The 24,681-nt window shown below is 44.9% G+C and carries 19 protein-coding genes; 10 read left to right on the plus strand and 9 right to left on the minus strand.

Features of this window, described 5'->3' with window-relative positions:
• Nucleotides 1–250 precede the first annotated feature (250 nt).
• Nucleotides 251–472 (plus strand): hypothetical protein, encoded by a 222-nt coding sequence (locus tag AC04NP_RS15385; protein WP_482860676.1) that lies wholly within the window; start codon nt 251–253, stop codon nt 470–472.
• A gap of 73 nt (nt 473–545) precedes the next feature.
• On the opposite strand, the gene AC04NP_RS15390 is transcribed toward AC04NP_RS15385, so the two are convergent.
• The 3 genes from AC04NP_RS15390 to AC04NP_RS15400 form a co-directional block, all read right to left on the minus strand.
• A complete protein-coding gene (locus AC04NP_RS15390) occupies nt 546–3,152 on the minus strand; it encodes a TonB-dependent receptor (RefSeq protein WP_482860677.1) in 2,607 nt (868 codons plus the stop codon).
• The gene (locus tag AC04NP_RS15395) at nt 3,115–4,029 is read right to left on the minus strand and encodes a FecR family protein (protein WP_482860678.1); all 915 of its coding nucleotides are present in this window, start codon (nt 4,027–4,029) and stop codon (nt 3,115–3,117) included. The genes AC04NP_RS15390 and AC04NP_RS15395 overlap by 38 nt, the downstream gene beginning before the upstream one ends.
• Before the next feature lie 64 nt (nt 4,030–4,093).
• Nucleotides 4,094–4,609, minus strand: coding sequence for an RNA polymerase sigma factor (locus tag AC04NP_RS15400; RefSeq protein WP_482860679.1), 516 nt, complete (start codon nt 4,607–4,609; stop codon nt 4,094–4,096).
• Nucleotides 4,610–4,763: 154 nt separating this feature from the next.
• Between AC04NP_RS15400 and AC04NP_RS15405 the strand changes: the two genes are divergently transcribed.
• A complete protein-coding gene (locus tag AC04NP_RS15405) occupies nt 4,764–5,504 on the plus strand; it encodes a hypothetical protein (RefSeq protein WP_482860680.1) in 741 nt (246 codons plus the stop codon).
• Between the two features lie 240 nt (nt 5,505–5,744).
• Here the strand turns inward: AC04NP_RS15405 and AC04NP_RS15410 are convergent, their stop codons facing one another.
• The 4 genes from AC04NP_RS15410 to AC04NP_RS15425 are packed head-to-tail and all read right to left on the minus strand — an operon-like array spanning nt 5,745 to nt 10,005.
• The gene (locus AC04NP_RS15410) at nt 5,745–5,972 is read right to left on the minus strand and encodes a hypothetical protein (RefSeq protein WP_482860681.1); all 228 of its coding nucleotides are present in this window, start codon (nt 5,970–5,972) and stop codon (nt 5,745–5,747) included.
• Nucleotides 5,973–5,979: 7 nt separating this feature from the next.
• Nucleotides 5,980–6,990, minus strand: a complete 1,011-nt coding sequence (locus tag AC04NP_RS15415) for an FAD binding domain-containing protein (RefSeq protein ID WP_482860682.1) — start codon at nt 6,988–6,990, stop codon at nt 5,980–5,982.
• Nucleotides 6,991–7,001: 11 nt separating this feature from the next.
• The gene (locus AC04NP_RS15420) at nt 7,002–9,350 is read right to left on the minus strand and encodes a xanthine dehydrogenase family protein molybdopterin-binding subunit (RefSeq protein WP_482860683.1); all 2,349 of its coding nucleotides are present in this window, start codon (nt 9,348–9,350) and stop codon (nt 7,002–7,004) included.
• A gap of 10 nt (nt 9,351–9,360) precedes the next feature.
• Complete coding sequence (locus AC04NP_RS15425; protein ID WP_482860685.1) at nt 9,361–10,005, minus strand: 2Fe-2S iron-sulfur cluster-binding protein; 645 nt, start codon at nt 10,003–10,005, stop codon at nt 9,361–9,363.
• 273 nt (nt 10,006–10,278) lie between these two features.
• On the opposite strand from AC04NP_RS15425, the gene AC04NP_RS15430 reads away from it, so the two are divergent.
• Entirely contained in the window at nt 10,279–10,872 is a 594-nt protein-coding gene (locus AC04NP_RS15430) for a hypothetical protein (protein ID WP_482860686.1), read from the plus strand.
• A 72-nt stretch (nt 10,873–10,944) separates the two neighbouring features.
• Entirely contained in the window at nt 10,945–11,118 is a 174-nt protein-coding gene (locus AC04NP_RS15435; protein ID WP_482860687.1) for a hypothetical protein, read from the plus strand.
• A 160-nt stretch (nt 11,119–11,278) separates the two neighbouring features.
• Here the strand turns inward: AC04NP_RS15435 and AC04NP_RS15440 are convergent, their stop codons facing one another.
• Nucleotides 11,279–13,354, minus strand: a complete 2,076-nt coding sequence (locus AC04NP_RS15440; protein ID WP_482860688.1) for a S9 family peptidase — start codon at nt 13,352–13,354, stop codon at nt 11,279–11,281.
• A 315-nt stretch (nt 13,355–13,669) separates the two neighbouring features.
• Here AC04NP_RS15440 and AC04NP_RS15445 point away from each other — a divergent pair, with 315 nt between their 5' ends.
• From AC04NP_RS15445 to AC04NP_RS15455, 3 genes are all read left to right on the plus strand, one after another.
• Nucleotides 13,670–13,828 (plus strand): hypothetical protein, encoded by a 159-nt coding sequence (locus AC04NP_RS15445; protein ID WP_482860689.1) that lies wholly within the window; start codon nt 13,670–13,672, stop codon nt 13,826–13,828.
• A gap of 50 nt (nt 13,829–13,878) precedes the next feature.
• Nucleotides 13,879–14,961: an anhydro-N-acetylmuramic acid kinase gene (locus AC04NP_RS15450; RefSeq protein ID WP_482860690.1), complete on the plus strand. Its 1,083-nt coding sequence runs from the start codon at nt 13,879–13,881 to the stop codon at nt 14,959–14,961.
• A gap of 562 nt (nt 14,962–15,523) precedes the next feature.
• Nucleotides 15,524–19,198, plus strand: a complete 3,675-nt coding sequence (locus AC04NP_RS15455; RefSeq protein ID WP_482860691.1) for a BamA/TamA family outer membrane protein — start codon at nt 15,524–15,526, stop codon at nt 19,196–19,198.
• A 91-nt stretch (nt 19,199–19,289) separates the two neighbouring features.
• Here AC04NP_RS15455 and AC04NP_RS15460 read toward each other — a convergent pair whose 3' ends face one another.
• Nucleotides 19,290–21,197 carry a CBS domain-containing protein gene (locus AC04NP_RS15460; RefSeq protein WP_482860692.1) on the minus strand — a complete coding sequence of 636 codons (1,908 nt, stop codon included), beginning with the start codon at nt 21,195–21,197 and terminating at the stop codon, nt 19,290–19,292.
• A 311-nt stretch (nt 21,198–21,508) separates the two neighbouring features.
• On the opposite strand from AC04NP_RS15460, the gene AC04NP_RS15465 reads away from it, so the two are divergent.
• The 3 genes from AC04NP_RS15465 to AC04NP_RS15475 all read left to right on the plus strand — a co-directional run bounded on the left by AC04NP_RS15465 (nt 21,509) and on the right by AC04NP_RS15475 (nt 24,602).
• The gene (locus tag AC04NP_RS15465) at nt 21,509–22,075 is read left to right on the plus strand and encodes a DUF1549 domain-containing protein (protein WP_482860693.1); all 567 of its coding nucleotides are present in this window, start codon (nt 21,509–21,511) and stop codon (nt 22,073–22,075) included.
• A 21-nt stretch (nt 22,076–22,096) separates the two neighbouring features.
• Nucleotides 22,097–23,476, plus strand: a complete 1,380-nt coding sequence (locus tag AC04NP_RS15470; protein ID WP_482860694.1) for a c-type cytochrome domain-containing protein — start codon at nt 22,097–22,099, stop codon at nt 23,474–23,476.
• Nucleotides 23,477–23,549: 73 nt separating this feature from the next.
• Nucleotides 23,550–24,602, plus strand: a complete 1,053-nt coding sequence (locus AC04NP_RS15475) for an NHL repeat-containing protein (protein WP_482860695.1) — start codon at nt 23,550–23,552, stop codon at nt 24,600–24,602.
• Nucleotides 24,603–24,681: the final 79 nt, after the last annotated feature.

Here is a 24,681-nt window from a genome sequence, read left to right on the forward strand (position 1 = left end):
TTTGGTTTTGTTTTCGTTTTGAATATCGAACAAACTCCTGATTTTTAAAAGAAGAAACCATATTTTGGATATTTCCAGTTGGGTGTCAGGTGACACATTCCTGTGGTTTGGCTTATGAAATCACAGATTGCTCTTGATGAATCGTTTTGCTATCAGTATTTTGTCTTTTGGGATAAAAAGGGGTATTCTTTGGAAGATAATTATAAAAAAACAGATGATGAATAAATTGTAATTCTTCTATATTTGCCGTGTGGCAAAAATCTATGGTTTAGATCAGGCAGTTAAAATTATCATTCAAGATGTTGAATATTATCAATCTTTGGATCAAAAAGACAGAAGCAATATGAGGGTTTACAGGCAAAGGTTTCTAGATGGTAAATTAAATTTTGAAACCAAAATCAAAATGGTTAAAAAATACGGCGGGGAGGTATCAGGCTTCCAAGTATGCGGCAAGCCATTAAATTCTTGTTAAACAACCAGTTATAAACTGAACATTTTGCTACTACTATTTTGTCCTTTCGCGACATCTTTTGAGGCTGTCATAGCTAAAAGTCAATTCTAAACATAAAATTTGGGGTAACCCCCAGGGAGAATTGTTCAACCAGATCAGGTTGGCTGTTACGGTTCATGCGGTAGTAGGCGTTGACAATGTTTTTGCGGTTAAACAGATTCCACAGGGACGCCCCCAACTGGGCCTTCACATCGCGGGTAAGGGTGAAATTATATCTGGCAGAAAGGTCAACACGCAGGTAATCCCTGAGCCGCGTACTGTTGGGAAATTCATAATTAATATTGTTATCAACAATGCTATTTTCCTCATCAGGCTCGGTAAACGGCCTTCCGGTATGCCAGTTGAGCCCTGCGGATACATGCAGGTGCCGGTTCTGATAGCTGGTTCCGATGGTCAAGGTATGATTGATCTCGAGGTTGTTTGGAAAAGACGGAGGAATGAATTCATCAAATTGAAAGGTATTGTCTGCGAGTGAATAGCTGAGCCATGAATTAAACCTGTCAAACTTTTTGTTTATTAAAAAGTCTATCCCGGATGCCTCATAACTGCCGGGCGCCCTTAAAAATTGAAACTGGTTCTGAAAGCCCTGGCTGGAAGAGGTAATCCCCTCTACCTGTTTGACATAACCTTCTATGGTCAGTAACAGATCATTTTTGTTATAATGAATCCCGGCGGAAAGCTGCTTGCTTTCAATAACCGGGATATCGTCATCATTTGAAAGTACCCAGCGCCTTTTTTCCACGCCTAAAAAATCGGTTTGAAAATCAATGATCTGGGTGGTGGTCTGGCTTTTCATTTCCCCCAAAACCTCCAGTGAAAAATAGTCCAGAAATTTTTGGCTGATGGTCAACCGGGGTTCAATGATAACTTTCCCAAACTTCTGCCAAATGTTCCCGCGAATGCCCATACGAATATTGGTGGCACCGGAGGCAGAACTGTAATTGCTTTCGGCAAAAACTGCCTGCGTTCTCAGTACATTTTTTATTGATCTGCGAAAGGTGGGGTTGTTGATATCTTCCAGGTTGCTAATGCCTACTTCAAAAAACTGGTATCCTCCGGAAAGGCTGATGTTACGATGCAGGTCTAACGATGCGCTTAATTTTAGTCCGGTATCCAGCACCTCATTTTCCTGGATCAGGCGCTGGTTATTAGGGATATCGAAATTGATGGCACTCAATTCATACCAGGAAAGGTATAGTTGCGCCTGCGTACTGAGTTTATCATTCCATAGCCGCCGGTAGTTGATACCCGTCGCAAGGTTATGTTGTTCCAAACCACTGGTTCTGGATTCGGCAACATTGTTGATCAATTCATTCTCCTGGTATTCTATGTCATTGAAGACATTCAAAAAGCTGATCCTGAGTTTATCCCTGGGCGTGATATCATACAGAAACTTGAAACTCATATCGTAGAAATAAAAGTTTTCATCCACAGTCACCACCGTATCTGTCCCACTCGCAAACCCTGTTACCTCGGTGCCGATGAAAGCGCGTTCAAAATACTGGTCATAGGTAGGGGTTTCCAGTGCATCGGCGATAGATCTACGGCCTGATACATGAATGGCTGCTTTTTCAGATAAGGGTATCCGGGCAAAGGCATCTCCATTGATCAGGTTAACCCCGGCTCCTCCCGAGAATCCGGTTGTCAACTGATTCTCCGGGCGGATATCAATTGTACTCGATACGCCATCGCCCAGGAATGCTGTGGTACCGTTTTTGATAAGGGCTACTTTTTCGGTTAAATAAGGATTGAATGCAGAAATCAATCCAAAAAAATGACCCGACAGATACATTCTGATACCATCCCACAGCACAAGGTTCTGGTCGTTGGTTCCACCCCTGACATTGATATCAGATACGGTTTCATTAATACTTTGAATGCCCGGTAAAGCCTGAATGGTGTATAACACATCGGGATCGGTTAATCCGGGCAATATACCAACGGTTGCTGTATTGATATCAAATGAACCATCTGTTCTTTTATTGATCCCTTCCGTAATATAGTTCGTTACTACCACTTCCCGCAAAGCAGTTATATTTTGTGTCAGATAAACTGCTTTGCAGGGTACATCCACCAGTTCAGAGACCTGCATACCGGTGATTTCATAACCGAGAAATCGAATGATCACCGAATCGCCCTGCGATAGGTTGCTGATTTTAAAATAGCCCTTGTCATCGCTGACTGTCATTTCCCAGGTTGACATGATGGCAGCACCGGTTATGGCTTCGCCTGTTTCGCTGTCCCTGACAAATCCACATATCTCCCACACTGCTGAAACGGGTTTGCTAATGGCTACAAACCTGTTGTCTAATTGTTGGAAAAGTAAATCCGTGTTTTCCTGCAGGTATTGAAGTGAACTTTCAAGATCGAAGCCTGCAGATGGTGCAATAAGTGTGATACCTTCCACATTTTCATCAATGTAGGTGAAAGTAATTTCAAAGCGTTCCTCCAACAATTGCAGAATGTGTTCTAGGGGTTGCTTCTGGTTATCTTTTTGTGCTAAACCATTTAAACTTATCAGCATAAAAAAGCAAAGACCCGTCAGGGATCGATGCTTTAGCCCGGTACGGTCAACCGTTTTTATTGCGGCCTTAGTCAACCTGTTATTTACCTGATAAGATGACCTGTTTATTTTCTTCAAGCTGATAGTCGATGTTAACAGGAAGCGAAATAGCCTTCAATGCCAGTGTTATGTCGTTATGAATAAATGCACCCGTAAAACGTTGATCGATATCCACGTTTTTAATAATAACGGAAACATCATATTGCCTTTCAAATTCCTGTATGACATACTTAAGTGGCACACTTGAAAAGGAACTTTCCCCGGCCAGCCAGGAGGGTGAAACCTGCAAAGACAATGCTTCCGTAGTGACTTCCCCATTAATGATCCTGAGCATCTGATTGGGATTGAGCTTCACTACCTGCTGTGCGCTTTGCACCTGAACCAGGCCCTCATAGCAAATCACTTCGAAATAATTTTCCCGGTTTTTTACATTAAATTCAGTACCTAAAACACGCACCACACCTGATGATGTTTCCACATCAAACCTCGACCCTTTCGCCACTTTGAAAAAGCCTTCCCCATCCAAAGTCACTTTCCGCTTATCGTTCCACTTTTTCGTCGGGTACATTAACCGTGAATGGGCATTTAAAGTGACCAAGGAGGAATCCGGTAATACGATTTCTGTTTTTTCTGCCACCAGTGTTTCTATCGTTGTTAAAGCATCTCGTGTTAAAAATACATAAACTACTGATAGTAAAACAAATACTGCCGCAACTCTCAACAAGGGCTTCATCCATTTCATAGGTACAACCCTTCCTTCTTCAGCTTTTGAAGTCCTGGCCTGCTCCAGGCGGGATAACTCAGCGGCTACATCATACTCCGGCGCCTTAAATGCTGGCAGGGCCCTGGAAAGTCTGTCCAGTGATTTTTGTTGTTCAGACCCCTTAAAAGCGCGCTCATCCTCTTCTGTTAAAGTCCCTTCAAGCCATTTTTTAATGTAGTCTTCGTCTTTCATGTTTTCCGCATTTCAAATATATAACCGGTAAAATCCCGTTTTTCCTACCTTCATAAAAATTTAATCATATATCCCCGACCTTTTTTCTTAAAATATCCAATGCTGTGTATATTCTTTTTTCTACTGCCTTCCGTGATATACCCAGCATTTCAGCAATTTCTTTGTGTTTTTTCCCTTCAATCCGGTTGAGTAAAAAAGTTACCCGTTGTTGCTCAGTCAACGACTCCAATGCGTTTTGCAATTTATCCATGTATTCCTTTTCCTCCATCACATATTCAGGAGACTCACTGGTCTGACTTTTAGGTTTTTCCTGGCTGTATCTTAAAACTGTTTGCTTCTTCGACAGCTCGTTCAACATTTTATTATTGGCCACAGTGAATAAAAAAGAGCGTGCTTTTTCCTCCTCCACCTTATGGCAATTGTCCCAAAGTTTTAAAAAGGCTTCCTGCACCAGGTCGCCCGGATTGTTTTCAGCACCATATTTATAGTGCAGAAAGTTATGTAGGTCTTTTGCATGCCTTTTAAAAAGCTCATTGTATAACTTTTCATCACAGACACCTCCCTGAGTTTTTATTGCCATTCAATTACAAAAATTTCCACTAAAAATAAAAATAAATTCCAAACCGTGGTAGGAATTATTCCGGATCATCGGTTTTATGTACGAAAAGCGATAATGCTGATTTAAAAAATAAAGAAAAACAAATTTTAATCGTAACAAGATAAAATCATAAAAAATGAAACATTCAATTAAACTAACGGCGCTTATTGTAATAATATTCATGGCACTAAGTGTTTTATTGGGAAGCTGCAGTGATGACGATAGCAGCGATCCGAACGTTGCCAGCGTTCAACTGAAAATGAAAGCGACTGCCAGCAATTCCAGGGTTGTTGCCTCAGGCAGAACCACCAATGCAGAATTAACCCTGCGGGAGGTTTTGTTAGGGGTCACCGAACTTGAATTTGAATTGCTTGATGATGACGCAGCCCCGAATGAGGATGATGATGAAATCGAATTCGAAGGAAATTTTGTGGTAGACCTTATCAATGGTACCAGTACCCCTGACTTTGGAGTGGCTAACTTGTTGCCAGGTACTTATGAAGAAATTGAACTGGAACTGGAACCCATTCTGGAAGATGGAAATACGATCTTCGTACTTCTTGAATATTTGCCAGAGGGTGCAACGGAGCCCTATGTAATTGAATATTCAAACCGGGAAGATCTGGAAGTGGAGTTTGAACGTGACGCCGGTTTCAACCTGGACGGTGGTAGCCTGAGTCAGTTTCTTGTACTGCTTGATCTTGATAAACTTTTTTCCGGGGTCGATTTCAGCTCGGCTGATACGGATAATGACGGAACGATAAGGATCAATGCCAACTCAAACTCCTCCCTGGCTGCCCAGATCAAAAATAACCTTTACAAGTCATTGGATGCCGGAGAAGATGACGATGGGGATGATGACATCGACGACGATTAAAATATATAAATTCACCTTATCTCCAGTTTGCTTATTAAGAGGCCGTCTCAAAAGTAATTTGAACGGCCTCAGTTTTTTGTATTGGGGAATTTTCTCAGGTAGGTACCCGAATATGTTTACCCTTTTGAGACAGCCTCTTTGTCTTTATTGCATCCCATGGTCAAAATGGCCCCGGGATACTGAGATGGTGCAAACGTCCCGTGGGTGTCACGTTTTCAACAAAATGGGTGTGGCAAATAATCAATTCACCGGCTGCTCAAAACAGGTCCTGCCGGAGACGCACGTGGGAGGGTCTACCAGTCCGTTATCAGGACCGGCACCACCCGTGGATTTTATGCACCAGCAGATCGAATTGGCATCATCCAGTAAATACAAGGCATTTTCACCGCCTTCAAGGGTTCCATAAGGATTCTTGACCCTCAAAAACCGGCAAAACTTTATGTCTGAAGATTTAACTTTTTCCATCATAATATGATTAAGTCGTTTGTAGGATCGCTCTTTTAACAATGGCTTTGAACAAAGGAACCTTGTACGCATTTTTTGATAAAGGCGTGGCGCCTTTCATAGAGGCCTCTGCCGATTCTTCGGCTGATTGTTCGGTGATCTCCTTGCCTTTTAATGCGGCTGAAGCCGCATCAGAAACAATAGGTACGGGGGCTGCGGCACCTAAGGCGACCACAGCATTTTTGCAGTTCCGGCCCGACATTTGCAAAACTACTGCTACATCGGCAATGGCCCAGTCATAAGACTCCCTGGCACCTTGTTTGATGTAAAAACTTTTTGTTTTACTGCTTACCGGTGGAACAATTACGGCAGTAATTAATTCGTTGGATTCCAGAATGCATTCTTTACTACTGTCATCGCCCGGGCTTACAAAAAAGTCCTGCATCGGAACAGTTCTTTGCTTGCCGTTCGGGCCTGCGATTTCCACAGAGGCGCCAAAAGCGAGTAATGCAGTTGCTACGGATGAAGCGTGAACGCTGGAGCATGATCCGTTCTTCATAACAGCATGGAATTCATTCTCCCCATTGCGCGCGAAACACGTGCCGGAGCCTTTTCTCAAACACTGGTGGTCAAGAGAGCGGAAATACCAGCACCTCGTCCGCTGCGCAAGATTTCCGCCCAGACTAGCCATATTTCTGAGCTGGGGGGTGCCGGCATGTGCTACAGCCTGGTGAAGGGCCTTGTAATGCTCCTTAATGTCAGTGTTGGCTTCCATCTGGGCCAGGGTGACGTTGGCACCCAGTTTCAGGCCGCTTTTTTGAATATAGGAAATCGTGTCAAGTCCTGGTATATTCTTGATATTGATGACTTTCTGTGGCTCTACAAGACCTTCCTTCATCAGGTCGAGCAGATCGATACCACCTGATTTGAATACTGCTGGCTGATCAGGGGCTTTGGTCGTTAAAACTTCTGAAACTGTTGCGTTTACCTGCTCCAGGGCTTCATCAACGGTTTTGGCTTCAAACCAACTAAATTTATTCATGTCCTGGTAATTTAAGTTTTATTTAAGGCTTTCAATACCTTGTCAGGGGTAATGGGTAATTCATAGATACGAACGCCTATTGCATTATACACAGCGTTAGCAACTGCCACTGCTGTAGCAATGTTCGCCGGCTCTCCGATACCATAGGCATCGGTGGAGGATCTTCCTGCGTAGTCTTCTATGATGATAGGCTCGATTTCAGGAATTTCCATGGAACAAGGCAACTTATACTGGTCGAGGTTTCCGTTCATCTGGTGTCCGGTTTCATTATCCATGACCCGGTATTCATACAATGCATAAGAAACACCCTGTATCACCCCTCCATTTATTTGGCTTTCAATTTGTTTGATGTTCAGTGGCCTGCCACAACTATGGGCAGCGACAATTTTGTCTACCTTCACAAATCCTGTCTCCGTATCGACGCTTACCTCTGCAAATTGTACAGACCCGAGGTCGTCGTGGGCCAGGAATGAGCCCATCTTAAATCCACCGTAATCGTCAGACCGGCTGGCTGTGGTGGTCACCTGCTCTGTTCTCATTTCCTTCAATGCGTCTTTGATGGCGATTTTTTTGGTATTGTCTTCTTTTGAGACAATAAATCCATCTGCCACCGACAGTTTGGAAGGTTTGGTTTCCAGCTTTTCGGCGACCTGGTCAAAAAGCTGGAGTTTTAACTGGTAGGCGGCATTTCTGGCCGGTGGTGTAATGGAACCCGTAACAATACTTCCTCCTGAACCCGGGCCTGTGGGAAACAGTGTATCTCCGATACGGACCGTTATGTCATCTGCCTTCATTCCGAGCTCTTCGGCCACCACCTGGGCCAACACTGTTTTGGTGCCGGTTCCAATGTCCTGTACCCCGGATCGTACTTCGATGGCGCCGTCTTTGTAAGCCCTTATTTCCACCGTTGAATTCAGGTTCACAAAGCGCGGCCAGGTAGATTGTGCCACACCAAACCCTTTTTTCACCACACCAGGGTCTGATCCCGGTTTTTTCCTTCTGGACCAGTCAAATTTTTCGGCACCCTGCCGGCGCTCTACTTTTCTAACTTCACTTTTATCAATAACGTCTCTGAAGGCCAGTGGATCCATATTTAGTTTCTCCGCCAATTCATCAATTGCCTGTTCCAGGCCAAAAGCCCCCTGCACATTACCAGGCGCCCTCCAGGCAGCCCCTGGCCCGGCATGGGTAAAAACGTCATATTGCTCGGTTGTAAAGCTGGGACACTCGTACATAACTTGTGCTATTCTTCCTACACCTGCCCCTAGTCCCACACCTGCGGTGCCGTGGGATTTTTGCTGGATTGCGGTCAGGCTGCCATCTTTTTTGGCACCGATTTTCAAATAATGAATGGAGTTGGGACGGTTTCCGGAGGATATATGCTCTTCCTTTCTGTCGAGCATCATGCTTACAGGCCTCCCTGATTTTTTTGACAGGTATCCTGCCATCACCCCGAAATTACCCAAACTGTGTTTTGCGCCAAAACCACCCCCCATAAACTCTGTAATTACCCTCACCTTGCTTTTGGGAAGGTCAAACAGCTCTGCAAATTCATGCCTTACGTTATTGGTATTTTGCGTTGAAGCGTAAATGGTCACATCATCCGGCCTCCAATCCACCACCACTCCGTGCGTTTCAAGAGAGCAATGTGTGTGCACCTGAGTGCGGTAGGTATGTTCCACTATTACGTCGGCGTCCTTGAATCCCTTTTCCAAATCCCCTCTTGGCCCTCCAAAGAAGCTGGAGGTAGAAGGTCCTCTTACATTGCCAACAGTTTTCAATCCTCTTTGGCCACCGCCGCCGCCGCCACTATCTTCCTGCTCTACATTTGTTTTAAATACAATGGGTGCTTCGGGCCTTTGGGCTTCTTCAAGATCCACCACAAAGGGCAGATATTCATAGTCCACCTTTATGAGTTTCAGGGCTTCCTCGGCGATTTCGATGGTTATTGCAGCGACACCTGCAACAGGTTGCCCGGCAAATTTGACATCAGGGTATTCCGAACTATTTCCGTCGGTTTGTGGCTGGGCCATACCAACCAAATTTTTAAACACATGGACAGCATATACGCCGTCAAGCTTCTCAGCGGCGCTGGTATCTATTGACCGGATTTTTGCATGTGGATAACCGGAACGTAACATTCTTCCATATAACATACCCTGCAATTGGATATCCGAGGTATATTTGGCAAAACCAGTTACTTTAGCAAAGGCATCGGCTCTTTTGACACTTTTGCCAACTACCTTTAGATCTTCATTAACTGGCCATGCCGGTGGTTCATTGGCTGGTATCTCCCTTTCAATTTCACTGAGGTTATGACCGGGTATACCATATGGCAACTTAATTTTTTTGGTATCCATTTGTTTTGGTTTACATTTTTTTAGCAGCTTCCATGGTGGCTTTGAATACATGTGGATGGGTGCCACAACGGCAAACATTTCCCCTCACAGCGTGTTTAACATCCTCCATTGTCGGATTCGGATTTTTTTCCAACAAATGGGCGGTGCTCATGATCATACCCGGCGTACAATAACCGCATTGGGAGGCATCATGGTCTATGAAGCTTTGTTGTACCGGGTGTAACTCACCGTCTTTCATCAATCCCTCAACGGTGGTGACCTCTTTTTCTCCGACATCCAGCGCCAGGGTCATACAAGCGTTAACTGGTAATCCATCTACCCACACAGTACAGGCAGAACAAGCGCCCCGGTCGCAAACAACCTTGGTGCCAGTCAATTGCAAATGGTTTCGCAGGGCCTGAGCAAGTGTGGTTCTTGGTTCCACATTGACCTTACGCAAATGGCCATTCACTTTCAAACGGATGGTCATGGCCTCAGGACCGATCGTCTTATCGGCTAAAACGGGTGGTTGATTTAATCCCAGAACCCCCGTGCTGACCATGGCAGTTCCGGCTGTTGTCAAGCCAGCCCCTTTCAAAAATCCCCGCCGGCTAATACCTTGCCGTTTCTCATCTTCGGTTTTTTCGTAGGTTAGTTCTTGTTCGTTCTTTTTCATTTTATTTAGATTTTAGCCTAAAATCCTCTAATTAAAATTAGATAAAAGCAACTTTAATTAATAGGAATCGCAACGTTTTTTGAATTATACCATGATTTTTTTGGCAGAATTTGAAATTGAAACCGGTATTTCGAGGCAAGAGGCTTGTTGAAGGGGGCAAGTCGTATAATCTGGCACCTGGGCATTCATATGTAACAAATAAACATTTATCGAAACATTTTCTATCCGGTTGGTGATATATTTGGGATTTTTATTATTTGACCATTTTTAATCATGAAACTATCTAATATGATTTCAACTGCAGACTTTAACAAGGTTTACTTTACACTTGCTTTATTATTTTCGCTTTTGACAGTCCATGGACAAAGCTTAAACACCCAATGGCAGCAGGAATTAAACAATTCTCTGCAGCAGTTTAAAAATTGTGAAAACGTACCCGTCAATGGTATCAATCCCTGTAACAAATTTGTAGGCGGCATGCTTAAAACAGTATATAACATCAATGATTTTTATTCACAGGAATCAGGCAGATATATGCGGGTAAGCGAAATAGCGGAATTTCTGAAAGACAATCAACAGTGGCAATTGTTAGGCCACGCCTACGAGCAACAGGCGCTGGACCAGGCACAGAACCATGCCAACACCAAAAAAGCAGTGGTGGCAGTTTATTTAGACACTGACAATATCGGGCATGTTTCGCTGATTATTCCTGGCGAGCTCAAACCTTCGGGCTCCTGGGGTTTCAATGTACCCAATTCTGCCTCTTTCTTTTTAAGTCAGCCTGAAAATTCATATGTAGGTAAAGGATTATCCTATGCTTTCAAGCGAAACATGATCAAAGAGGTGCTGCTTTATGCCAGAAATTAAGGCTGGTTGTCTGAGGAAAACCAGCCGGCTCCAGGCTTCTGAAGGTAATGAAAACATGGATAGAAAATAGGAGTGAAAATTCCCACCGGGAAAGATGGGTTACGGATTTCGTTCATTACCTTCAGGGCTGAAGCGGAGACTTCAGAAAGGCCGGCAGACAGTTGCTCAATTTCTTTCAGCTTGTCAGACGCCATCATAAAGGTTTCAGCCGGTCATGGTTTGCAACCCATCGCTCCAAATGCCTGATGATTTCCTCCATGTCATCCTGGGTATAGTATTTCCCGTTTGAGCCCGGTTCAATAAGCCAAATTTTCCGGATATTTCATTCCAAGCTATCGAACCAAGAGGCCCTATTCTCTCATAGGCTGTTTCCAGATGACCGGTCTTTTCTACCCTATTGCCTTTCCTAATTCACTTTTTCTTCTTCCTCTTCTTTTGGCAATTTATCTTCGGCTACAGACTCCCAGGTATACTTTTCTCCCAATGCGTGTTCGGCAAACCAGTCCAGTTCCAGGTTTATCTTATGTAATCTATGCCTCAATTCCCTCCAGCCATGTGGTTCTCTCGGTGCAATATATAAATGGGCAGGCACCTTATGACTTTTCAATGCCCTATACATTTCCACTGATTGTGGCGGTGGAACCCGGACATCTTTGCCACCTACCAACACCAGGGTAGGTGTTTTGACTTTATGTATGTCTTTGAGCGGTGAGTGTTCCCAATACAGGTTTATGGGCGCATTTTCCTCCCATGGGGTTCCTCCGAACCAGGGGGTCCGGTATATTCTTACATCACTCTGTCCGTACATGGAGACCCAATTGGCAGCACCCGCACCGGAGCTTGCTGCCTTGAATCGGTCGGTATGGGTAATAATCTTATTCGTCATATGGCCACCGGCACTCCATCCCATTTTTATGAGTTTTTCCGGATCGGCCAGCCCCTGTTCAATCAGATAGTCCACTCCTTTCATTACATCGAGGTGCGAGTTTTTGAAATAACTCCCCACCATATCTCTCAGGAATTCATCACCATAGCCGGTACTCCCCCGGTAATTAGGCCTTAGTACCATATAACCCTTGCCGGTCAGCACCGGGTTATAGTGTGTAAAACTTCTTGAAATTCCAAATTTATCGGAAGAAGCCGGGCCACCATGGGTTTGAACCACCAGTGGGTATCTGGTACCTTTGGTATAATTGGCCGGGTAATAAAGCAGCCCTTCCACCGTCACCCCATCCTCACCGCGCCAGGAAACCTTCTCTTGTTTCGGTAACAGAAATTCTTTATCCAGGTAATCATAGACCTCTGTAAGCCTTTTGATATTTTTAAAATCCGTTCCTTTCATCAGGTAGAAATCTCCCGCATTTTTGGCATGGTTAATGGCCAGGATATGCTGGTCCAAACGATGGTTATAGTGCCATTGTGAAATAGCGTGATCACCTTTTGTAATTTGCGTTAACTTGCCATTAGAAGGCGAAAAGCTAAACAACTGTTCTTCAACACCCATGTTCATGAGCAGATAAACAGTTTTGCCATCACCGGACCACTTCGCTCTTGAAACTTCATAATCTGTCGCTTTCAGCGGCATTACAGCATTACCTCCACCGGTTGGTATCAAAAATAATTTACGGTTATAGTATTTTTCAAATTGCTCATTGGCGGCAACCGTGAACAGGATTTGGTTACCCAGGGGTGACAGGCTGGCTGAAGACTCCGATACATGGTTAAAGGTGAGCTGAACCGGATTTTTTCCTTCATGATTCATCAGCCAAACTTCATTGGTGGTGCTCTCATCATAAAGCGGGCTTATACCCCGGCGGATAACCAGGGACTTTCCATCTCTTGATAATTGGTAACTATTCACCGAATAGTCCCCGTCGGTTATTTTGGTGGCGACAGAGTCGGTGAGACCAATTCTCCACAGATGTGTATGTTTATAATTTTCATCCAGTGCGTACAGGTCATTTTTTACTTTGTCATTGTGTTTTTCCTCTTTTGATTTCGGATCGCTGGCCAGGAAATACAGGCTCTGCGCATCAGGCGACCATTGGACACTATTTACAGGCGTTTCGTGGTTGGTTAACTGCCTGGCCTCGCCTCCGATATTCCTTATCAGATATATCTGATTCTCTTTCGCCGGTTTACGTTGTGTAATAAATGAAATATACTTCCCGTCAGGGGACCATGCCGGACTGCTTTCTCCTTTCAATCCGTTGGTCAATTGTATCAGGTTACTTCCCGATACATCCTTTCTCCATATATGACCTATCTGCTTGTTTTCTTTCCAGTTACTCTCATACTTGACATAGACAAACATTTTTCCGTCAGGTGAAAGTCTGGGACTGGCTACGGCTGGAATATTTAAAAAATCAATGACCGACATGGCTTTTTGGGATTGTGCATAGGCCGGCATGATAACCAGGCAATACAGCAAGGTCAGTTGCCTGGTTTTTGTGTTTAGAAAAGCTGGTACTTTCAGTTTCATAATGTGCTTGTTTGTTTTTTTATAGTCTTTTTATCTTAATAAGCGGAGTGATCCTGAAATGACATCATTATTATTACATTTTATTCCAAAACAAACTTCCAAGCTGCAAATTGATAAAATTGGCAGGGTCGATAATCTGGCAAGGGGTTACGACTCGATACACTGAAGGGTTCCGATGTTTTTTTTGGATTTCCACCAGGTAAGTGACCCATCACCATCAAGCAGGTCATCAAAAAGTACCTGACAATTTGAAAAAGCATTAATAATTCCCGGCCTGACGGCTGTCTTTTAAAATGAAAACCCTATATTTCATTGATGATAAAAAATAGCCTCTCATACCAAAGCCAGTGGATTGAAATTGCCTGGAAAGGGTTGCCAGGTTATTTCCGCGCCCCTTATGATGGGTATTGCCGGACCCAGGGGGACTGGTTGAAAGTTTTTACGGCCTGTATCTATCCGGGAACCAGTAAATGACACCAAAAAGCTGCCGGTTTCCATTATTTTTACTTGAGAAAAAGGAATCGATGACTGAGCACACATACAGCGTAATAGGTCTGATGTCGGGCACTTCTCTCGACGGTCTTGACATGGCCCATTGCCTATTCACAAAGCAGGGAGAAAAGTGGCTGTTTTCCCTTGAAAAAAGCCACAGTATCGTATATCCGGATTCGCTCAGAGAGCGGTTAAAAAAAAGTGTTGACCTTTCTTCCGTTGAATTGCTTTTGTTAAACAATGAGTTTGGAAAATGGTCCGGAGAACATGTAAGGCAGTTTATATCCCACCATGGTATAAAAGTGGACTTCGTTGCCAGTCACGGACACACCGTTTTTCATCAACCTGAAAAAGGATTGACATACCAGATCGGTGCCGGCCAGGAATTGGCTAACAGTTGTGGTGAAAGGGTTGTCTGTGATTTCCGGTCGCTGGATGTGTCACTCGGCGGTCAGGGTGCTCCCCTTGTACCGGTCGGTGATCAAAGCTTGTTTGAGGAATACGACTTTTGTCTGAATCTGGGTGGAATAGGGAATGTTTCATTCGATAAAGATGGTGTAAGGGTCGCCTATGATATAGGCCCGGTCAACATGTTACTTAATCATTTAACTACCCGGATCGGAAAACCCTATGATAAGCACGGTGAAACAGCGAGGTCAGGAAGCCTTGATGAAAATTTGCTGAACCAACTCAATCATCTGGACTATTATCAGCTTCCTTTCCCAAAATCCCTGGGTTATGAATGGTTTTGTGATGAAGTAATTCCTCTTATCGATAAAAACCCCTCCGGTATTCCGGACAAACTTTGCACGGCAACGCACCACATTGCTTTCCAGATTTTCAAAGGTGTGACGGCATACTGTGAGGACCTTCCTGCAAGATTGCTTGCTACCGGGGGCGGGGCGAAAAATGATTTCCTCATTGAAAAGTTGCAGCAATTTGTGGCTGATCGTGTTAAGATTGTAATCCCCGAACCGAAGATCGTGGACTTCAAGGAAGCGATTGTTTTTGCTTTTATGGGGGTGAAAAGGGTTAGGAAGGAGATTAATTGTCTGAAATCGGTTACCGGGGCGTCGGCTGATTCTTCGGGTGGGGTGGTTTATTATCCGGGTTAGTGGGAGGCGGGTACGGATTACTGAAAGTATGGCGCAAGCGTCTCCTAGTTGTTGCATAACGTTTTCGACAAAATGCTTTGTGCCTCTTTGTGTCTTGGTGCCTTGGTGGTTAACCATTTTTCACCACGGAGGCACCAAGACACAGAGATTTTCACCTGTAAAGCCGGCACCAGTCATAGTATGACCTCGAGTCATACTATGACTAAAACGAAAATGAACGCGGCACCTATAATGCGTTATGCAACACCCACCTCTCGCCTGTGCCTCTCAACGCCGGATGAGCACAAGAACACTTACCCTATCCGATAGCCTTAATAATCAGAGGATGCGATGATTTCACAATCGCCGGCCCAAGGGTGTAAACCCTACAATAATTGTCAATTATCAATTGTCAACTGTCCATTTAACAACGCTTGAGATGGTACTGAAAAATACCCCGCTAACTTGTGAGTTCATCACAATGCTTTTCCAGGTGCCGGTATATATGACCTTCATCATTTTAAAAACAGCAGATTTATTTTAATTTTACTGGTTGAAGACACTGTAACTTAAACCTAAATTTATGGGATGTGTGAGAATGCTTTTGCTGGCGTCTTTTCTTTTTTTTGCCTTACAAAATACATGTGCCCAACATAGAAAAGGTGACGCTTACAGAGTGGTTTTGTTGGGAAATACGGCAGACTTATCCGCTGAAAATCCCTTTCGCAAAAACCTGCCCAAATTACTGGCCGCTACTGATACCCCCACAACCATCATTGTAAATGGTGATATTATAACAGGTACCAAAGACCCATCAGATGATTCCGTCACAGTGCAACGGCTGGTGTCGCTGGTAAAAGATCTCACACATGTGCAAATGATCGTCATACCCGGAGACCGTGATTGGGCCGACTCAGGACCGGAAGGCTGGAAACGCGTGAAACGATTGGAAAAATGGGTGTCTGGTGCGGCAATGCCCCGTGTAAAGTGGGCTATCAAAGACGGATGCCCGGGGCCAAAGGACATTGAGCTGGGTGAAAATATACTGTTAATAGCTATTCAAACCCAATGGTGGAATCACCCATACGACAAACCAAGGCCCGCTGACGGGGACTGTAAGATCACTACCGAAAATGATTTTCTGGAAGAATTAGAAGATCTCATCGACGAAAACTCCGGTAAGAATATCCTGATTGCCGGTCACTATCCGCTTCTTTCCTACGGAAATTATGGTGGCAGATGGCCTTTGTCAAAGTATTTATTGCCTTTGCCGATTATCGGGAGCTTTTATCCTGCCTTCCGCCGACACGTAGGCACTTCAAAAGATATCTCAAACGTTCGTTTTGACTCCTTTAGAAAAAAACTGGGAAGTATGCTGCTGGAAAGGAAATCCCTGATCTACTGCTCGGGCCACGAACATAACCTGCAGATACTCAGATATCAGGGAAACTACCTGGTAAACAGTGGAGCACCGGTAAATCCGGGATTTGCGGCTAAGGGAAGTCTGACACTTTATTCGGAATCGGTTCCGGGGCTTGTTGTACTGGATTATCACGATGATGGTCAGGTCTATGCCTCGGTGAGAGAGTTGGGTGAAAATAATGAATGGCAGCAAACCTCCGGGTTTAAGCTATTTCAGTCGGATTGTCAAGAGGTCACAGGAGATACGCCTACAAATACTTCTTACACCCCGTGTGCTCAGCCTGTTGTGTATGATAGCACAGAGAGTCAGCAGGCGGGCACTATGACTACAGTAAGAGCAGGAAAAGAATATGAAGCCGGAAAAATCAAAAAATTCTGGTTGGGGAGCCATTACCGGGATACCTGGACCACGCCGGTGCAAGTGCCTTATCTTAACCTGGATACTACTTTCAATGGATTAACACCTTATCAAAGAGGTGGTGGGCGACAGACTACCTCTCTTAAATTCAAGGCTGGCGATGGAATGGAGTACGTATTCAGGTCGGTCAACAAAGATCCGGTCCGGGCACTGAATTATGCGTTGCGGGAGACCATTGTGGCTGACGTGGTGAGGGACCAAACTACCACACAGCAACCATATGGTGCGTTGGCTGCAGACATGCTGTTAAACCGGATCGGTATTCTTCATGCCCACCCCAGGCTATACCTGCTGCCTGATGACAAAAAGCTGGGAACTTTCAGAGAAGACTATGCAAACCTTTTCGGTATGCTGGAGGACCGGCCCACCAATCCAAAGAAGGTTGAAAAGCCTTTTGCCGGTGCGGACAGGATTTTGAAAAGCTACCGGCTTTTCCGGGAGTTGTATGAAGACCATGATCATCGGGTTAACGATACTGAATACGCCCGTGCCAGGGTGTTTGATATATTAGTGGGTGACTGGGGTAAACATGAGGATAACTGGAAGTGGGCAGGATATAAAAAAAACAAATCGGTTATCTACCGGCCCATTCCCAGGGACCGGGATCACGTTTTTTCCCTTTGGGACGGTGTGCTCCCCTGGCTGGCCGACCGGGAATGGGCCAAGCCCAGTGGTGAAAATTTTAACTACAGAATAAAAGGGTTGCGAAGCCTGATGTGGCAGGCCCGTCACATGGACCGGTTACTGGCCGGCAGACTGGATAGAAATGACTGGAAAGAAGCTGCCGAATATGTCCAACAAAGAATAGATGACGAGGTTATAGATGCCTCGGTCAGGAATATGCCCCCGGAAATCTTCGACATTTCAGGCAGTGAAATTGCCGATAAGCTAAAGCAACGTGTAAAAGACCTGCCGAAATATGCTGATGATTATTATAAAATGCTGGCTAAAGAGGTGGATATTGTGGGTTCGAACAAAAGGGAATGCTTTGATGTGATCAGAAATGCAGATGGTACGGTGGAAGTCCAAATGTGCGATCTCGACAAAGCCGCTATGGAGCCAGACAGTTCCCGTCAATACTTTTACAGGAAATTTTTTCCGCAGGAAACCAGGGAAATTCGATTATATGGATTACGAAAAGCGGACGTTTTCAAGATCACAGGCAAAGCAGACCGCTCCATAAAAGTGCGCGTGATCGGTGGGCCGGGAGCAGATATCATCTATGACGACTCTGAGGTTGGTGGATGGGGTAAAAAAACACTGATTTACGAAAATGATGAAGATGCCTCACTTGATCTTGGGTCTGAAGCCAGGCAGGTAAACCACTGGAACCAGTACCTGTATAATTATGATCGAACCGCTTTTGCCTACGACACCTACCTGCCGCTGCCTTTAATCCTGTTTAATCTTGACAACGGATTAGGTATCGGTATGGGTGTAGAATTTACACGCCAGAAATTTGGCAAGCAGGACTATGCCAGCAAGCACAGCATCAGCGTGGGGGTTACCACAGAGCGGAACAATACATTCAGTTATGAGGGAAAGTGGCGCCACGTCATAAAAAAATGGGATCTGACCGCTAATGCCCTTCTTGCCAATCACTATTTTTTTACTTTCTTCTTTGGCATCGGCAATGACACTGAAAAAGATGATGATCTTTTTGATAGTGATTTTTACCGTACCCGCTACGACTCTTACCAGTTTACGGCCGGCCTTATGCATGATTTCTGGAAAAGGAGCAGCATAGGCTTTCAATTGCATTATGAAAACAATGCCGAACAAATAGAAAACAACACCATTGTTAGTGATATACCGGACGATCAGGCGTTATTGGGCACCAAAGATACCAACATCGCAGAGATTATTGCTACCCTCGACCTGGATTTCAGAAATCGACATCACCTGCCGCAAAGAGGAATCAGGGCATTCCTGCAACATCAAAATGGGTTTGTGACCAGTAATAGCAGCGACTATGGCCTGACCAATGGATTTTTGGAAACCTATCGCACATTGCACATGTTCAAGCCGGTAACATTCGGCTTTAAATTCGGGGGGTCAAAAAGTTATGGAGAAGTACCCTTTTACAAACTAAAATATCTCGGACAGAACAATGATTTGCGGGGTTATCTCAGAAACCGGTTCACAGGGGAATCCACCATTTTCTTTAACTCGGAACTGCGCCTGGAACTGTCGCAGTTTAAGACTTCCATCGTTCCAATGAAATTCGGTGTGAAAGGTTTCTTCGATACAGGAAGGGTGTATTCCGATTTTGATCTGACGAATACATGGCACCGGGGCTACGGGGCAGGCTTTTACCTGGTGCCGTTGCGGGAGAATTTTGCCATTAATCTCTCCGTAGCTTTTTCAGAAGAAGAGTCCGGACTGGTACTTTTCAGTATTGGAAAGTCTTTCAGATAATGTTCAGGCCCGGATTTCCGGCAGGGACATCATCCCGGTTGACAGCTCACAGCGGGATATCGGTTATCCGGACTACAGCTTAGACAATACCTTATTTTGACTCATTCAGGAAAAATTCAGCGACTTTCAGAAAATCCCTCTCGGTTACGATGCCAACCAGTTTATTGTCTTCATTGACCACCGGCAGACAGCCGATTTTCTTTTCCCGCATGAGTGCCGCTGCTTCCACAGTCGGGGTGTCAGGTTTAACGGTGTAAACATCTTTCACCATGATCTTCTTAACAGGAATTGCTTTCTTTCCTTTCTTGTCCTGTACCGAATAATGTTGACCCAATCTGCCCATCGTCACCAGTCCTACCAATTCCCCCCGGTCATTTTCAACCAACAGGTGCCTTATCTGCTTCCACATCATAATATTTGGCACCAGATCTACCAAATCTTCGTCCTGCACCGTATATAACCTTCTCGACATGATCTGGTCTATTCTTCTGTACCTGTTTACCCCCCCACCTGCTTCATTGATATGTACATCGTCCCAAAGATGTACCGGCTCGTTCTTCTTTTGCCTGTTCAAAATACCTGCTGTGGTGGCCACCAGACTGGCATCCAGGCTCTCATTCTTTTTCAACGTATGAAAAGAATCCACAATCCATTGCGAACCGGTATTACCTGTTTTTACCCTTTCTGCTATGATTTCAAGGTACCGGTCGATGTCCTGACCGGCGATTTTGGCCCTGGTCAACCCTTCCCTGGCAACAGGAAGTAATTCATTTAATATCAAATCTTCCGCAAAATAATTCTTACCCCCGATCCACCTGAACTTCGAAGCCAATCCAATTCTGGCGGCTTTAATGAAATTCGATTTAGCCTGATCAAATTCCAGTTCTTCCGCGATGTTTTTATGCACTTCCGGCAGCCCGTGCATCAGTCCTACCCAAAACGCAGCATTGGCTATTTCATCCACCACCGTAGGACCGGCAGGCAGATAACGATTCTCGATTCTGAGATGCGGCTTGCCCTCTGAAACGCCGTAACAGGCCCGGTTCCATTTATAAATGGTGCCATTGTACAGCGCCAAAGCTTTCAGGGCAGGAATCTTACCCTTTTTGAGCTGTTCGGCAGTATCTTCCAACTCCTCACTGATGACCAAGGGGCGGTGTATGGTAATGTCCTCTCTGACGATATCCAGCACATTGTTGCCTATCCAGGTATCGCCAAATACCACCCTTGATTTCGATTCACGTAACTCATTGACCTGGCCCCGCGTGTCCGTCGATTGGCTGAAGAGGGCAACGCGGGTTTCCCGCCACAGGCGTTTCCCCAAAAATATCGGAGAGTTTGTACAGGATGCCAAAACAGGCCCTGAAACTGCCTGTGCACAGTTGTAGGCATTTACAAAGTTACTCGCTCCTACCTGGTAATGAACCTGGAAGCTGGTATTGCAGCTTTCAAACATCACCGAGTTATTCCTGGTAATCAACTCATCCGTACCCTGAATTCTGAACTCCTGTGGCCCGCCACGCATGCGAAGGATGGAGTCGTTCAGCGCATAATATCTGACCCTGGGGGTCATGTTTTCAATGTCAAGATCACTGGAACGGATCGTCGGTACAATACCCACTAAAATGTATTGGCCATCCAGTTCATCGGCTTTATCTTCCAATACGCTCAAGTAAGCGGACAACCGATTTTCCATCAGGCTCAAACAGTCGCCTTCAAACTTCAAAGGATCCAGGTTGATCTCAAGGTTAAACTTTGATAACTCGGTGGTAAAGTGGTCATCACCGAGCTTGGTCAAAACCTCATCGGCAATTGGCGCCGGTCTCAGGGTTTTATCAACCAGGCACAATTCCTGTTCAGCACCTATTCTGGTCACACCTTCTTCGATCATGTTGTCAGCAATCATCTTTTCCAGTCCCTCAATATCTTTGAAGAGAAACTGCATATATCGCCTCACTTTGGCGGTATCATCGGCCGGAATTACGTTTAGATTTCCCATTCGTTAACTACATTCTTCCACATTGGCTTTAAGATAATCAGGATCGTTGTTTAGACAAAATCCCCCTTAATAATATTACGATCCCATAACTATTTAGGGAAATGTACCTATTTAAATCATGACTTTTATCATTTAAAGAAATGATTCTTGACACTATTTTCCAGGAAGGTAAACATCGCCCCTTTCAATTTATCAATCGATCGGCTTGGCAAACACTTCATAATACCTTTAGTGATTACCGGTATAGCCTGGGGGCATTTTAATGATTAATTGATTATATTAGGGGTTGGGTCGCTCTAATTTTCGCATCTATGAGTGTAGTAACTAACTACCTGCTGTCATACGTTTTTTTTCTGGTTTCACTGCTGGTTGGCTGTCTTCGAAAATGGCCGGAAGAGGGGCTGCAAGCGTATGAAAAATTACCTGACCGGATAGATTTTAACTTTCACATTAAACCCATACTATCGAACCGGTATTTTGCCTGCCATGGCCCGGATCAAAATACCGGGAAAGGCCTCATCCCATCCCCTAAGGCTGATAAGGAACGTTTGTTAAGGAGGGCGATGGATCTCACGGGTCTGCCTCCGACCATTGAAGAAATGGATAGTTTTCTGCATAACCCCGAGGCTGATGAAAAAGTGGTGGACCGGCTCTTAGCGAGTGACTCATATGGGGAAAGAATGGCGATGGATCGGATGGATCCGGCCCGATATGCGGACTCTCACGGCATGAATACTGACGGTTGGCGTATGATGTGGCTGTGTAGGGATAAGGTCATTAAAGCATTTTATGAAAATATGCCATATAATAAGTTTGTGACCTGGCAACTCGCCGGGGCGCTGCTCCCTAACCCCACCAAAGGGCAGGTTTTAACCTAATTGACTAATACGTTTTTTGATATGAATATTGAGATTTTTTTAGGACGCTTTCACCCTCTGATTGTTCATTTACCGATCGGATTTATTCTGTTGGCATTTTTGATGATGTTGTGGTCGAAAAAATCTGATAAAGGATCTTTTAACCAGGCAATCCGCTTCGCATTACTGCTCGGTGCTGTCAGCGCCGTGCTGGCTGCTTTCCTGGGCTGGTTGCTGGCTGCAGATGGAGGATATGATGAAAATACCCTCTTCTGGCATCGCTGGCTCGAGGTTGGGGTAGCCATTCTGACAACCATTGCCTGGCTACTTCACACAGGGATCATCCAATCAAATCCCTGGCCCTTATCGGCCGCCTTGTGGGGCTCGGTGTTGTTAATCGCTTTTACCGGGCATTTCGGAGGTGTACTCACCCACGGCAGTAATTACCTGGTGCAATATGCCCCCACCTTCGTTCAACAGATGTTCTCGGCAGATAATAGCGGAGAAACCGAAATCGTGCTGCCCTCACAGCCTGACTCGATCGCCGTATTTCAGCACCTGATCGAACCTAGCCTGAATAGCAAATGCGCTGGTTGCCATAGTGAAACCAAGAAAAAAGGAGGTTTGGTGCTGACCAGTCAGGAGGGTATTTTGGAAGGTGGCGAGGAAGGAGAAGTGCTGGTGGCCGGAAATGCTTATGAAAGTGCGTTGTTCGAACGGGTAATTCTCCCTAAAAACAGCAAAAAATTCATGCCTCCCAAAGGTGAACCCCTTACTTTTGCCGAGATAAAACTATTGGAATGGTGGATTGATGCAGGCGCTTCTTTCGATGAACAACTGACTGCCAACCCACTGCCACATGACATGAAAGCCCTGTTGCTAAGTAATTTTCAGGTCGATGTTTCCCGAAAGCCCCATTACGAAAGGGTCCAGGTTACACAGGCGTCCGAGGCAGCCCTGGACAAGTTGTCTGCGGCGGGCTTCAAAGCCATATCACTGTCTGCTGACAATCACTTTTTGGAAGTTAAACTGGTTGAAAGTTCAATTAGCCTGGATCAATTTAAATCCTTGTTAGAGGTACAGGAACAGGTTACCTGGCTGGATCTGGCGGGAAAAGGTATTACCGACCCAATGCTTCAGGTAATTGCCCGGCTTCCCAATCTTACCAGACTGAAGATAGAACAGAATGCCATTACGGATAAAGGTGTTCAGGCGCTTGAAAAATTATCGCACCTTGAATATCTGAACCTATATGCTACTGAGATTACTGACAAATCCTTAGCCAGCATTAAAGAAATCAAGACCCTTACCCATTTATATCTCTGGCAAACCCATGTAAGTGGGGAAGCTATTGACGCCTTAAGTCAGGAACGCCCGGCGCTTGTCATTGACAAAGGTTTTGAATTCAATAATATCAACTGACATATATAATTATTTTTATTAAATCTGACTTTTAAATTTAAAGCAAACATCTCATTCTAAACTACTGAAGCTTATGACGCGGCAAACAAAAAGAAGAAATTTTATCAAAAACACCTCTTTCCTGGCGGCAGGTATGAGTGTTTCCCAATATTCGTTTAACATCAATACCGGAAAAAAACCCAAAGGTCATATAGTCGGCCACGGTGATTTCAAATACCGTGTGGACAAAACCTGGAGTCAACAGGACCCGCTGAATGTTCCGGTAAAAGATTGCCACGAAATGGTGCAGGATAGCCAGGGAAGACTTATATTGCTTACCAATCACCAGCAAAACAATGTGATATTTTACGACCGTTCGGGTAAGGTGTTGAAGACCTGGGGTAGTGAATTTCCAGGAGCGCATGGATTAACACTTTCACAGGAAGGTGGGGAAGAATTTCTTTTCATTACTGATACGGACATAAGCCGGGTTGTCAAAACCACGTTGCAGGGGAAAATTTTGTTACAACTCGATTACCCCAAGGAGGCTGGCGTTTATACAGGCCCCGAGAAGTTCAAGCCAACGGAAGTGGCCGTAGCCCCCAATGGAGATTTTTACGTTGCCGATGGGTATGGCGAAAACTATATCATTCAATACAATCACAGCGGGGAATACATCCGGCATTTTGGAGGCAAAGGGAATGCCCAAGACCAATTTGACTGTTGCCACGGTATCACCTTTGACACCAGAAACCCCGATAACCCTACCCTGCTGATTACTTCGCGCTCCAAACAGGAGTTTAAACGCTTTACCATGGAGGGCAGGTACCTGGAGACGATCAAATTGCCAGGCTGTTGGATATGTCGCCCCGTGATTAAAAACGACGTTTTGTATTTCGCTGTTATCGTAACCCAATCCTGGTCAGCCTATGATGGCATGCTGGCTGTTCTGGACAAAAACAATAAGGTTGTCTCCTTTCCCGGTGGATCGGCTCCGGAATATGAAAACGGCGAGCTAAAGGAAGGAAAATACGATGGTAAAACGTTTTTAAATCCCCATGACGTATGTATCGATAACGACGAAAACATTTATGTGCCCCAATGGTATTCCGGTAAAACCTTACCTGTACGGCTGGAGCGGGTGTAACTCCCCTTCCGCTTAACGCCAAAAATGAAATGGCAGGGAACGAATTATCGGCGTAAAGCGTTGTCATTCTTCCGCCTGT

Source organism: Agaribacillus sp. DX54, from assembly GCF_056858335.1.